We start from the raw sequence: 13,232 nt of genomic DNA, 5'->3' as shown, positions 1-13,232 counted from the left end.
TAAATTCGGTCTACCGGGAATTTTGAACGCTCAAAAAAAGACAACAACCACTATGAAACCAGGTTTACAAGATTCAGCATTAATTAAATACGAACCGGCGGGTAAATTTGAAGAGACCCGCTTTGAGAAGATTCACAACATCAGCTTTGAGCAATCAACTGAAGCTTCAGCGATTGTTGCTCAGGAAATTGCAGATTTGATTCGCAGCAAGGCAGCTTCCGGCAAGCCCTGCGTTTTGGGTTTGGCTACCGGTTCGTCACCCATTAATGTCTATGCCGAACTCGTGCGTATGCATCGTGAAGAGGGTTTAAGTTTTAAAAATGTGATCACCTTCAACCTGGATGAGTACTGGCCGATGGAAAAATCAGACGTGCAGAGTTATCATTACTTTATGCACGAGCATCTGTTTAATCACATTGACATTCCTGCTGAAAATGTAAACATCCCTGACGGAACCCTTTCGCAGGAAGAAATAAAACCGTTTTGCATCGCTTACGAAGCTAAAATCAAATCTGTTGGCGGACTTGATTTTCAGCTTTTGGGAATTGGCCGTACGGGACACATTGGTTTCAATGAGCCGGGATCGCATTTCAACTCGGGTACGCGTATGATTACGCTTGATTATTTAACCCGTGCCGATGCTGCCGGTTCGTTTAGAGGTTTGTCTAACGTGCCGAAAAAGGCCATCACGATGGGGATCAATACCGTTTTGAGCGCAAAACGTATTGTGCTTTTGGGCTGGGGTCAAAATAAAGCCGAAATTTTAAAGGAAACCATTGAGGGCGAAATCTCCTCGACCGTACCTGCTACCTACCTTCAGGAGCACGACAATACAACTTTTGTACTCGATGATGCCGCAGCTTCCGAACTTACCCGTGTAAAAACACCATGGCTTGTAGGTACCTGTGACTGGACCAAAGAATTAACCGCCAAAGCGGTGTTTTGGCTTTGCGAAAAAACCGGAAAGACCATTTTAAGCCTTACCGATAAAGATTATAACGACCACGGGATGTCAGACCTGCTTGCCTTGCAAGGTTCGGCCTACAACCTTAATATCGAAATGTTTAACAAGCTGCAGCATACCATCACCGGCTGGCCGGGAGGGAAGCCCGGTGCAGACGATACCAAGCGTCCCGAGCGTGCGGAGCCCGCGAGAAAGCGCGTGATTATCTTTAGTCCGCATCCTGATGACGATGTGATTTCTATGGGTGGAACTTTTGACCGTCTGGTAGAGCAGGGGCACGAGGTGCATATCGCGTATCAGACTTCGGGAAATATCGCGGTGAGCGATACCGAAGCCTTGAAGTTTGCTGAAGTGGCAGCACTTATGGGCAACAACGACTGCGAGCGTTTCAGTAAAATCGCAGAGCAGATAAAAAACAAACAGCGCAACGAGGTCGATCCGATTGAAGTGCGTCAGTTAAAAGGTTTGATCAGACGTTGCGAATCTCTTGGGGCAACCCGTTTTGAGGGCGTTCCCGATGAGCAGGTACACTTTTTAGACCTTCCGTTTTACGAAACCGGAGGGATCAAGAAAAACCCGATGTCTCAGGATGATGTAGCTATTGTAAACGAATTGATCAGCACCGTAAAGCCGCATCAGATTTATGCTGCGGGGGATCTTGCAGATCCGCACGGAACGCACAAAGTATGCCTCAATATCATTTTTGAATCGCTTGCTCAATTGAAGAGTGAAGCCTATATGAACGATTGCTGGGTTTGGTTATACCGCGGCGCATGGCACGAGTTTGAAATGCACGAGATCGAGATGGCCGTGCCTATGAGTCCGGACCAGGTGCTTAAAAAGCGTCAGGCTATTTTCTATCATCAGTCTCAAAAAGACGGTGTGATGTTTCAGGGAGAAGATTTACGCGAGTTTTGGGTGCGTGCCGAAGACCGAAACAAAGAGACCGCGCAGAAATACCGGGCCCTGGGTCTGGCAGAATATGCGGCGATGGAAGCCTTTATGCGCTACCACTTTTAAAAATTAAAAGTACCTTTCTACCCTTAACTAGTAATTGTAACAAAAATAAGAATAAAGCATGGTAGCTCTTGAAACCCTCGATTACGCCATTATCATTGGCTTTTTTGCAATCACCCTGATCATCGGATTAATGGTTGCCAAAAAATCAGGAAAGAGTTCTGCCGAATATTTTCTATCGGGCCGAAATATGCCCTGGTGGCTTTTGGGTATTTCGATGGTGGCCACAACCTTTTCAACCGATACGCCTAACCTGGTAACCGATATTGTTCGGAATCAGGGGGTAAGCGGCAACTGGGTTTGGTGGGCCTTTTTGATCACCGGTTTACTTACTGTTTTTGTGTATGCCAAGCTTTGGCGTAAGTCTGAGGTGAACACAGATATCGAGTTTTATGAATTGCGTTACGGCGGAAAACCGGCCCGTTTTTTACGCGGCTTCCGTGCCGTGTATCTGGGGGTGATCTTTAATGTACTTGCGATGAGTGCGGTAACTCTGGCAGCGATTAAAATCGGTCAGATTATGCTGGGGTTGAGTCCGCTGGAAACCATAGGTTACGCGGGTCTGGTAACGGTTATTTTCAGCACCGTGGGTGGTTTTAAAGGCGTTGTGTACACCGATTTTATTCTGTTTTTTGCAGCGATGGCCGGAGGTATAGGAGCAGCATATTATTGTGTAAACCTGCCTGAAGTAGGCGGTATGAGCGGACTGCTCAGCCATGCCGAAGTGATGAATAAGATCAACATCATGCCCGATTTTAACGATAAAGCGACCCTGATTACCCTGCTCATTATTCCGCTTGCGGTGCAGTGGTGGAGCGCCTGGTATCCCGGTGCCGAACCCGGTGGCGGTGGCTATATCGCACAGCGTATGCTTGCGGCCAAAGATGAAAACCACGCCATAGGTGCCACCTTTTTCTTTAATGCCCTGCATTATGCTTTACGTCCCTGGCCTTGGATTTTGGTGGCTTTGTCTTCTCTTGTGATTTATCCGGATATCGCCAGTATTCACGAGGCTTTTCCTAATATTGTAGAAAGTAAGCTGGGCGATGATTTGGCGTATTCGGCAATGTTGACCAAACTGCCTGCGGGTCTTTTGGGTCTGGTCATGGCTTCGCTGATCGCCGCTTATATGTCTACGATTTCAACCCATTTAAACTGGGGATCTTCGTATGTAGTTAATGACTTTTACGCACGCTACATCAAACCCGAAGCTTCTCAAAAAGAACTGGTAAATGCCGGTCGTATCTCAACTGTACTGCTGATGGTAATCAGCTCGGCTTTGGCTTTAATCCTTACCAATGCGTACCAGTTGTTTAATATCATATTGATGTTTGGTGCGGGTACCGGATTGATTTTTATCCTGCGCTGGTTTTGGTGGCGTATCAATGCCTGGAGTGAAATCTCGGCGATGTTTTCTTCCGGAATCATTTCCATTCTGTTCAATTTTACTTCTCTTGGAGTGGTGCTTTTTGGGACTGCCGAAGCAGATGGTATTTTACCGTTTTGGTCAACCTATCCTATGATCGTGTTGCTTACTTCTATCGTATGGCTTAGTGTTACCTTCTTAACTCCGCCTGAAACCGAACGCACGCTTTTCGACTTTTACAAACGCACCCAGCCCGGTGGTCCCGGCTGGCAGCGCATACTTGGGGAAGCACAGTTGCAGGGAAAAAATTTAGTTACCAACACCCAAAAATGGTCTGTACCCGCAGGGATACTGGCTACTTTAGTGGGTTGTGTTACCATATACGGTGCGCTTTTTAGCACCGGATACTGGATTTACGGGTTCTATACCCAGGCCGGTATTTTAACCGTACTCACGCTGATCGCAACTGTAGTTCTGGTAAAACTATGGCAGCGTATAAAAACGCGAGTTTTTTGAGTTTTTAATTGTTTCTGGTGAAAAGGCGTCCCGTTAATTCGGGGCGTTTTTTTTTGTTTTAAACGGATAGTTACCAATTTGGTAAGTTTTGATATCTTTGATAAAACCCTGGTCTAAAGTGAGAGTTATTGCAAAGCGAACATTACGGGATTTTTGGATAAAGCATTCCGACTGTGAAGAGCAGCTAAAGTCCTGGTATCGGGAATTGGAGCGGTCGTCTTTTGAAACTATCCACGCGCTTAAGGATGAATATCCAACAGCCAGTGTTCTTCGGGAAAATCGAATTGTTTTCAACATCAAGGGCAATAAATACCGCCTTATTGTAAAAATTAATTTTGAGTTTCAGATTTGCTGGATTCGCTTTATGGGCACACACGCAGAATATGACAAAATAGATGCAAATACCATTTGATCATGAAAATAACACCTATACGAAATGAACAGGATTATCAGGATGCGCTAGAACGCCTAGAAGACATTTTTGATGCCAAAAAAGGTACTGAAGAGGGAGATGAACTTGAAATTCGTTCGATTTTAATTGAGCAGTACGAAAGTGAAAATTTTCCGATAGGTATGCCAGATCCTATTGAAGCCATTAAATTCAGAATGGAACAAATGGGTTTGAAACAGAGGGATTTAGCCGAAATAGTAGGTTTTGAAAGCAGGGTGAGCGAGATACTGAATAAAAAGCGAAAGCTAACTCTCGATATGATCAGAAAACTCAACATAAAGCTTCACATTCCTACCGAAGTTCTGGTTCAGGAATATTGAAATATAAAAAATGAAACTGTTTCGCAAACTGCTCAGATTTCTATTCTATGTCCTGTTGATCCCGGTAGTTTATCTGGTTGTTTCTTTGGTTCTGACAGCGATAACCGTTCCACGCGAGGCTAAAGATCAACCCGCAGATCAGGTAATCTATCTCAAAACCAATGGGGTGCATTTAGATATTGTTCTGCCCAGAGCGGCTATGACTGCCGATTTGAGTAAAGATTTGAAAAGGACTGATGCAGACGCCTATATGTCTTTTGGCTGGGGAGATGAAAATTTCTACATCAATACGCCTACCTGGGGAGATCTGACTTTTGCAAATGCCTTTAGAGCCTTGTTTTTAGAAAGTACCACGCTGATGCATTTAACCCGTTACCGCAACAAGCAGGAGGACTGGGTAGAAGTGCGTCTGAGTGTGGAAGAATTAGAAAAAATCAACACCTACTTGGTAAACAGCTTCAAACCGGATGCTAATGGTATTAAGGAAATGTTGAAGGATGCCGGCTATGGTTCCCGCGATGATTTTTATAAGGCTAACGGAAGTTATTCGTGTATTAAAACCTGCAATACCTGGGTAAATACGGCATTTAAAGAAAGTGGTTTAAAAGCCTGTTTATGGACACCCTTTGATTTTGGATTGATGGGGAAATACGATTAGAATATGAAGAATAAAGAGTTGATTTTTTTGCTTATACTAATTGTGTCTTTACTGGTTTTACCTATGTATAGTATAGGCTGGGAAGCATTGCACCCCGAGTCTCAAATAGATGTCAATATTCACGATTCATACTTTATAATTCCAACTCTTTCTGCAATTTGTGTTTATATCGTATTTATTATTTTTAGTATTTACCTGTTTCGGGCTCTACTACAGAAGTTCAGAAATAAGATTGCAAATTTGATCTTGATTGTATCTACTATGACCTTAATACTAATCTTTACCTTTTTAATTTGTCTTTTTAGGCTTTGGGAGAGTACTTCTTCCGGTTATTCATCTTCAACTGAAGGAATAGCCACAACTCAAGGCAACGTATGGAATTTTGGTTTTTGGATGGGTTTAGGTATTCAGTTGGCTTTGATAATTGTATTGGCAGTAACTGCATATAAAACCGGTAGGCTTTTTGGGCAAAGCCAAAAGGATTCGGTGTTATTGCGTTTTACAGGTAAAGAATCCAGGCACAATTAAGGCTTGAGCATTCTGATTTCATAAAGAACTCCTAACACCTTGGCGTCACTAAGCTACGCAGAGCCGTCATTCAGCGATTATTTTTCAGGTAAAGCGGTACTTCTTTTAGCTTTAAGGAATAAATTAGTGGTATTTACACCCAAAGCTTGAATACCTGATACCATTTTATGCAAAAAACTACACAAAAGACATCGTATTCCGGTTTTGCTAAATGCAGCTGCATCGTGCTAAGTTTTATCCTTTCGGGGATTTTGTCAGTTCGTGCGCAGGAGCAAATCCCAGCTAATTCCCCTTATAAAAATCCGGGTCTCTCCATAGAACAGCGCGTTGACGATCTCCTGATGCGTATGACGCCCGAAGAAAAAGTAGGTCAGCTTTCAACCTTGCTGGGTTGGCCTATGTATACCAAAACTAAAAATGGGGTAGTGGCCAGCGAAGTGCTAAAAACCGCAGTAGCCACTCAAAACATCGGGGCGCTTTGGGGTACCTTGCGCGCCGATCCCTGGACTCAAAAAACCTTACAAACCGGCCTGAATCCACAATTGGCAGCGAAGGCTACCAATGCCATTCAGAAGATTGCAGTTGAAGAAAGCAGGCTGGGCATTCCCTTATTTTTAGCCGAAGAAGCCATGCACGGGCATATGGCCATTGGCACAACCGATTTTCCCGCAGCTATCGCTCAGGCCAGCACCTTTAACCCCGATCTCAACCAAAAAATGGGCGCTGCCATCGCTGCCGAATTACGCGCTCAGGGAGCGCACATCGGTTACGGCCCCATCCTTGATTTGGCACGCGAGCCCCGCTGGTCACGAGTAGAGGAAACCTTTGGGGAAGATCCCTATCTCATTGCAGAAATGGGTTTGGGCCTTATTCAAGGATTTCAGGGATCAGGCATCGATCAAAAAGACCGGGTTATTTCAACCTTGAAGCATTTTGCGGCTTACGGCGTTTCTGAGGGCGGACACAACGGTGGCGCGGTTCACGTGGGGGAGCGCGAACTCATGCAGGCGTATATGTATCCGTTTAAAAAGGCGATTGACAACGGTGCCCTGTCGGTAATGACCGCCTACAGTTCGGTAGACGGGATTCCCAGTACCGCACATAAAAAACTGCTTACCGGATTGCTTCGGGAGCAATGGGGTTTTAAAGGCTTTGTGGTTTCTGATCTGGGGAGTATAGAAGGTATAAAGAACGACCATCACGCAGCCGCGACTTTAGAAGAGGCTGCGGCCCTTGCGATGAATGCCGGTGTAGATGTCGATCTGGGCGGAAAGGGTTTTGACGACGCATTATTTTCAGCCTTTAAGGCGGGTGACGTCAGTGAGGAGAGATTAAACGAAGCGGTTAAAAACGTGCTTCGGCTGAAGTTTGAAATGGGGCTTTTTGAAAATCCCTATGTAGATGAAAAGCTTCCGGCGAAAGTGGTGCGCAACCGCGAACACACTGCCCTGGCCAAAGAAGTAGCTCTTGAAGGCATCACCCTGCTCAAAAATGAAGGCAATCTGCTTCCGCTTTCCAAAGACCTTAAGAAAATTGCAGTGATTGGGCCAAACGCCGATACGATGTACAATCAATTGGGCGATTACACGGCACCTCAGGATCCTGAGTATATCATCACGCCACTTGAAGGTATTCGGGCAAAATGGCCTAATGCTCAGGTTACTTATGTAAAAGGGACTGCCATCCGCGATACCACCCAGACCGATATTCCTGCGGCAGTAGCGGCGGCAAAAGAGGCCGAAGTAGCAATCGTGGTACTCGGAGGTTCCAGCGCCCGTGACTTCAAAACCGAATACCTGGAGACGGGTGCTGCAAGCGTTTCTTCCAAGGAAGATGAACTTTTAAGCGATATGGAAAGCGGGGAGGGTTACGACCGTTCTACCCTTGACCTGATGGGAAAACAGCTCGAACTCCTGCAGGCTGTAGCCGCAACCGGCACCCCAACCGTATTAGTGTTGATTACCGGCAGACCTTTATTAATCAACTGGCCTGCCAAACACATTCCTGCTATTCTGGACGCCTGGTACCCGGGTTCACAGGGCGGCCATGCGCTGGCAGAGGTTTTGATTGGTGATTATAATCCGGCGGGTCGTTTACCCATCTCCATCCCGAGGTCGGTAGGCCAAACGCCGGTTTATTACAATCACTGGTGGCCCAAACGCCGCGATTATGTGGAGGAGTCGGCCGCTGCGCTTTATGCCTTTGGTCACGGTCTGAGCTATACAAAGTTTGAATATTCGGGTTTGACTATTTCGCAAAGCGGAAACGGAAAGGACACTGCATTTGATGTTTCGGTTACTGTAGAAAATACGGGTGACCACGATGGGGATGAGGTGGTGCAGCTCTACCTGCGCGATGAGGTGAGCAGTGTGGTGACGCCGGTTAAGCAATTACGCGGCTTTAAGCGTATTCATTTAGCCAAAGGCGAAAGCAAAACACTTTCCTTTAAAATTACGCCTGAAGATTTAGCCCTCTACAATGTAGATATGGATTTTGTAGCCGAAGCCGGAAGCTTTGAAATACAGCTTGGTGCATCTTCACAGGACATCCGGCTTACCGATACATTGACGCTTACTGAAACGATACGTATAAAAAACTAAAAACGAATTTATGAAAACCCTTTTATCCCTAAATAGGTTGATAATTTGGACTGTGCTGTACGGCACCCTAACCGGCAGCACGGCCCTTTTCGCTCAGGGCGGTAACCTGCACGAGCAGTCTGAAGTCTATGTGGCACCTACAGATCCTTTGGTTCAGCAAAAGCTAAAAACCTGGGGCGATCAAAAGTTTGGGATGCTCATTCATTGGGGTGTTTATGCGGTTCCCGGAATTATTGAATCCTGGCAATTGTGCTCTGAGCCCTGGCTGGAGCGACCCGAAGGGATTTCGTATAACGACTATAAAAAATGGTACTGGAATTTGAGCTCGGTTTTTAACCCGGTCAATTTCGATCCCGACAGTTGGGCGGAAGCTGCCGCAGATGCAGGGATGAAGTACGTGGTGTTTACCACCAAGCATCACGACGGTTTTAATATGTTTGACACGCAGCAAACCGACTATAAAATCACAAACGGACCCTTTAAAAATCACCCCAAAGCCAATGTGGCCAAGTATGTGTTTGAAGCCTTCCGCAATAAGGATTTTATGATTGGGGCGTATTATTCAAAGCCAGACTGGCACAATCAGGACTTTTGGTGGGATAAATACGCAACGCCAGACCGAAATGTGAACTACGACATTCGCAAATACCCCGAAAAATGGAAGAGCTATCAGGATTTCACCTACAATCAGATCAGCGAACTGATGCATGATTATGGAGCTATCGATATTTTGTGGTTAGACGGCGGCTGGGTGCGCCCACGGGAAACCGTAACCGACGAAGTGCGCGCCTGGGGAGCACCGATTCCTGAGTTTAGTCAGGAAGTAAATATACCGCGCATTGCAGCAATGGCCCGTGAGGCCCAGCCGGGAATCATTTTTGCCGACCGCACCGTTCACGGTCCCTATGAAAATTACCAGACTCCCGAGCGTAAAATTCCCGATACCAAACTCGATCATCCCTGGGAAACCTGTATGACGCTGGGTAACAACTGGGGTTATGTGCCTAATGATAATTTTAAAACTTCGGCAGAAGTCATTCATAGCTTGGTTGAAGTGGTTGCCAAAGGCGGAAATATGTTGCTGGGCGTTGGCCCACAACCCGATGGTTTGCTTCCTCCCGATGCGCTTCCCATTTTGGCCGAAATAGGTGACTGGCTTGATCAAAATGCAGAAGCCATCTACGGCACACACGCGATTGATGCCTATCAGGATAACAACACCTGGTTTACAGCAAATGATAAGGAAACCTTCGCCATCAGCCTGCTTGAAGACGGAAAAGATGTGCCTAAAAGTATCAGCTGGTCTGGTAATCTTCCCAAAAAGGGAAGCACCCTGCGATTGGTAAGTACGGGTCAAAAATTAGGCTATACCCTTAATGGAAATACCCTTAGCGTTCAGATTCCTTCCGAAGTGCGAAAAAGCGCTAAAGCCGCTTTAGCATTTTCATTTAAAAACTAAAACTTTATGAAACAGATATTCGGTTTTACCGCCATTCTTTCCATATTCCTCTTTAGTTCGTGCGAGCAGGATACAAATATCGAAGCACCGGAACCTTATGGGCCATTGCCCAGCGCCGAACAATTGGCCTGGTATGATATGGAAATGAATGCCTTTATTCATTTTACCATCAACACCTTTACCGATAAGGAATGGGGTTATGGTGATGAGTCTCCGGAACTTTTCAATCCCACCGAGCTTGACACCGACCAGTGGATGTCAACCCTTAAAGATGCGGGATTTAGCGGTGCGATTTTAACCGCAAAACACCACGATGGTTTTGCCCTGTGGCCTTCTGAATATACCGAGCACGATATTGCCGCGAGTCCTTATAAAGAAGGCAAGGGCGATCTGGTTAAAGAAGTTTCTGAATCTGCCAGGAAATACGACCTCGATTTTGGGGTCTATCTGTCTCCCTGGGACCGTAACCGTGCTGATTATGGAGAGCCCTCGTATGTAGATTACTATCGCAATCAGGTCAAAGAATTGTTTACCGGTTATGGGCCGGTGTTTGAGATGTGGTTTGACGGCGCTAACGGTGGCGATGGCTATTACGGCGGAGCCAATGAAGAGCGCAAAATAGACCGCGAGACGTACTACGACTGGCCTAAATCTATTGCAATGGCTAAAGAAATGCAGCCGCAGGTCTTGTTTTTTAGCGATGCAGGACCCGATTTACGCTGGGTGGGCAACGAAGGCGGAATAGGAGGAAAGACCCATTGGAACACGATTAATACCGATACGCTTTACGCGGGTAAGTCCGACATTGGCGACATTTTGCAAACCGGTTCGCCTGATGGAACCAGCTGGGTGCCGGCCGAAGTAAATACATCTATACGTCCGGGTTGGTTTTACCATGCTTCAGAAGATTCGCTTGTGCGCACACCCGAAAATTTATTTGAATTGTACCTCACTTCGGTAGGGCGCGGTTCTACCTTGTTGCTCAATATTCCACCTGATCGTCGTGGTCTGTTTCACGAAAATGATGTGGCTGCCCTGCAGGGATTCCGAAAGATATTAGACAGCGTTTTTGCTACAAACCTGGCGGAAAAAGCAACCGCTACGGCAAGCAGCCATCGCGGTAAGGCGGAAGCTTTTGATGCAGCAAAAGTATTAGATGGCGATGCCGAAACCTACTGGACCACTGATGACGGCGTGACTACAGGAAGCCTGGAACTAACCTGGGATGCACCGCAAAAACTGAATTATCTGGTGCTTCAGGAATACATCAAACTGGGGCAGCGGGTTGCGGCTTTTAAAGTTTTGGTTTGGGAAAATAACGCCTGGAAGGAAATCGCCAGCGAGACAACCATTGGTCACAAACGCATTTTAAAACTAAACGGGGTGCAAACCTCAAAATTGAAACTGGAAATAACAGAAGCTTTGGCTTGTCCGTTGATTTCAAATGTAGAAGTATATTAAAAATCCAATCCCATGAAAAATTCGGTTATGTTACGCATCAGCCTTGCGCTTGTAATCTTTTCGCTTTGCGGAAATCTGAGCGCTCAAAAATCTGAGCTTTCGGTAATTCCCATTCCTACGGAATACGAGTTGGGGGAGGGCAATTTTGTGATCGATAAGCATACGGTTTTGTACGCAGATCCTGCTCAAACCGAAGTTATGCACATCGCCGAAATGTTTCAAAAACAATTGAGAACCGTTAGCGGAATGCTGCTGCCCATACTGCCACTTGCCGATTTTGAAGATCAGCAACACGCGGTGGTTTTTCAGCTTGAGCCCGATGAAGAATTGGGCGCTGAAGGATATCACTTGGAAGTAACTCCAAATCATATTTTAGCCCGGGCAAACCAACCGGCCGGACTTTTTTACGCCATGCAGACCCTGTATCAATTGCTTCCGCCCGAGGTGGTGAAAAATGAAGTGGCGCGTGCGGTAGACTGGACGGTTCCTGCAGTAATGATTACCGATGTTCCGGCCTACAAATGGCGCGGTTTGCACCTGGACACCGGGCGACACATCAGTTCGGTAGCGTTTATCAAAAAATACCTCGATCAGATGGCGGCGCATAAGTTGAATACCTTTCACTGGCATTTAACTGAAGATCAGGGATGGCGCTTACAGATCAAAAAATATCCGTTGCTGACTGAAGTGGGCGCGTATCGCGATTCGACCCTAGTGGGCCATTACGGAACCGGCAAATACGACGGCAAGCGCTATGGCGGATATTACACACAAGAGGAAGCCCGCGAAATTGTTGCTTACGCCAAAGAACGCTACATCACCGTGGTACCTGAGATCGAAATGCCCGGCCATGCTACGGCTGCAGTTGCATCGTATCCCCAATTGGGAAATACAGATAAGCCGGTTAAAACGGTAACCACCTGGGGCGTTTTTCCCGATATTTTTAATGTGGAAGAATCCACCTTTGATTTTCTGGAAGATGTTTTGGTTGAAGTGATGGATATTTTTCCTTCCAAATACATCCACATTGGTGGGGATGAGGCACCAAAAGACCAGTGGGAAGCTTCGGAGCGTATTCAGTTTAAAATTGATTCTCTGGGTCTGAAAGACGAACACGAGTTGCAGAGTTATTTCATCACCCGTATAGAAAAATTCCTGAATTCAAAAGGCCGTCAAATCATCGGTTGGGATGAAATTCTGGAAGGGGGGCTGGCACCAAACGCTGCGGTTATGTCCTGGCGCGGGGAAGAAGGCGGAATTGCTGCCGCGAAGGATGCACATTATGTGGTGATGTCGCCGGGTTCGCATCTGTATTTTGACCATGGGCAGGGCGATCCCGATCAAGAGCCCCTGAACATTGGTGGCTATCTGCCGTTAAAAAAAGTCTATTCCTACAAGCCTACACCAGATGCCCTGTCTGATGAAGAAGCGCAATACATTATGGGCGCTCAGGCCAACTTATGGACAGAATATTTACCCACATCAGACAGCAGGGAGTATATGGTTTTTCCGCGTATCAGTGCATTGGCTGAGGTCGTGTGGAGCGGGGAAGAGCATAAAAACTGGGAAAGTTTTAAAAAACGCATTCCGCAACAGTTGGAGCGCTATGAGTTGCAGGATCTCAACTATTCCAATACGATTTACAATGTGGAGATTCGGGCAGAATACGATGAAAAAGCTAAAGATTTTGAGGTGGTTTTACATCCTCAATGGGAGGGAATCGTACGCTATACCTTAGACGGAAGCACACCCACAGCGTCTTCAAACGTGTATGAGAAACCACAGAAGCTTAAAGCAGGAACCACGGTAAAAGCCGGATTGTTTGCAGATTCTGAGTTACAGGGAAGCATTACTTCCGAAACTATGCGAACTCCACAACCGAAAAACTAATT

10 protein-coding genes are annotated in these 13,232 nt (G+C 46.2%); all 10 read left to right on the top strand.

All coding sequences use genetic code 11. The annotated features are described in order from the left end of the window. Positions 1-52 precede the first annotated feature (52 nt). Positions 53-1,984, top strand: coding sequence for a glucosamine-6-phosphate deaminase (gene nagB, locus CJ305_RS13535; RefSeq protein WP_099646822.1), 1,932 nt, complete (start codon positions 53-55; stop codon positions 1,982-1,984). Positions 1,985-2,042: 58 nt separating this feature from the next. Then, positions 2,043-3,863, top strand: a complete 1,821-nt coding sequence (locus tag CJ305_RS13530) for a sodium:solute symporter family protein (RefSeq protein ID WP_099646821.1) — start codon at positions 2,043-2,045, stop codon at positions 3,861-3,863. Positions 3,864-3,981: 118 nt separating this feature from the next. Further along, positions 3,982-4,275 (top strand): type II toxin-antitoxin system HigB family toxin, encoded by a 294-nt coding sequence (locus tag CJ305_RS13525; RefSeq protein WP_099646850.1) that lies wholly within the window; start codon positions 3,982-3,984, stop codon positions 4,273-4,275. 2 nt (positions 4,276-4,277) lie between these two features. Beyond that, positions 4,278-4,634, top strand: a complete 357-nt coding sequence (locus CJ305_RS13520; RefSeq protein WP_099646820.1) for a helix-turn-helix domain-containing protein — start codon at positions 4,278-4,280, stop codon at positions 4,632-4,634. A gap of 10 nt (positions 4,635-4,644) precedes the next feature. Next, positions 4,645-5,292 carry a TIGR02117 family protein gene (locus tag CJ305_RS13515; RefSeq protein WP_099646819.1) on the top strand — a complete coding sequence of 216 codons (648 nt, stop codon included), beginning with the start codon at positions 4,645-4,647 and terminating at the stop codon, positions 5,290-5,292. Between the two features lie 3 nt (positions 5,293-5,295). Next, positions 5,296-5,820, top strand: a complete 525-nt coding sequence (locus tag CJ305_RS13510; RefSeq protein WP_099646818.1) for a hypothetical protein — start codon at positions 5,296-5,298, stop codon at positions 5,818-5,820. Positions 5,821-5,987: 167 nt separating this feature from the next. Beyond that, positions 5,988-8,420: a glycoside hydrolase family 3 N-terminal domain-containing protein gene (locus tag CJ305_RS13505; protein WP_099646817.1), complete on the top strand. Its 2,433-nt coding sequence runs from the start codon at positions 5,988-5,990 to the stop codon at positions 8,418-8,420. Positions 8,421-8,430: 10 nt separating this feature from the next. After that, positions 8,431-9,879: an alpha-L-fucosidase gene (locus CJ305_RS13500; protein WP_099646816.1), complete on the top strand. Its 1,449-nt coding sequence runs from the start codon at positions 8,431-8,433 to the stop codon at positions 9,877-9,879. Positions 9,880-9,885: 6 nt separating this feature from the next. Further along, a complete protein-coding gene (locus CJ305_RS13495) occupies positions 9,886-11,340 on the top strand; it encodes an alpha-L-fucosidase (RefSeq protein ID WP_099646815.1) in 1,455 nt (484 codons plus the stop codon). A 12-nt stretch (positions 11,341-11,352) separates the two neighbouring features. Beyond that, positions 11,353-13,230, top strand: a complete 1,878-nt coding sequence (locus tag CJ305_RS13490) for a beta-N-acetylhexosaminidase (protein ID WP_099646814.1) — start codon at positions 11,353-11,355, stop codon at positions 13,228-13,230. Positions 13,231-13,232 lie beyond the last annotated feature (2 nt).

It is taken from the genome of Leeuwenhoekiella nanhaiensis, assembly GCF_002744755.1.
Taxonomy (GTDB): domain Bacteria; phylum Bacteroidota; class Bacteroidia; order Flavobacteriales; family Flavobacteriaceae; genus Leeuwenhoekiella; species Leeuwenhoekiella nanhaiensis.
Note: the sequence above shows the minus strand (reverse complement) of the source record. Positions and strands in the feature narration are given on the sequence as shown.

Bases quoted from the DNA above. Each gene is read 5' to 3' on its own strand.
- CJ305_RS13530 (WP_099646821.1), top strand. From the start codon at position 2,043: ATGGTAGCTCTTGAAACCCTCGATTACGCCATTATCATTGGCTTTTTT.
- CJ305_RS13490 (WP_099646814.1), top strand. From the start codon at position 11,353: ATGAAAAATTCGGTTATGTTACGCATCAGCCTTGCGCTTGTAATCTTT.
- CJ305_RS13505 (WP_099646817.1), top strand. From the start codon at position 5,988: ATGCAAAAAACTACACAAAAGACATCGTATTCCGGTTTTGCTAAATGC.
- nagB (WP_099646822.1), top strand. From the start codon at position 53: ATGAAACCAGGTTTACAAGATTCAGCATTAATTAAATACGAACCGGCG.
- CJ305_RS13515 (WP_099646819.1), top strand. From the start codon at position 4,645: ATGAAACTGTTTCGCAAACTGCTCAGATTTCTATTCTATGTCCTGTTG.
- CJ305_RS13510 (WP_099646818.1), top strand. From the start codon at position 5,296: ATGAAGAATAAAGAGTTGATTTTTTTGCTTATACTAATTGTGTCTTTA.
- CJ305_RS13495 (WP_099646815.1), top strand. From the start codon at position 9,886: ATGAAACAGATATTCGGTTTTACCGCCATTCTTTCCATATTCCTCTTT.
- CJ305_RS13520 (WP_099646820.1), top strand. From the start codon at position 4,278: ATGAAAATAACACCTATACGAAATGAACAGGATTATCAGGATGCGCTA.
- CJ305_RS13500 (WP_099646816.1), top strand. From the start codon at position 8,431: ATGAAAACCCTTTTATCCCTAAATAGGTTGATAATTTGGACTGTGCTG.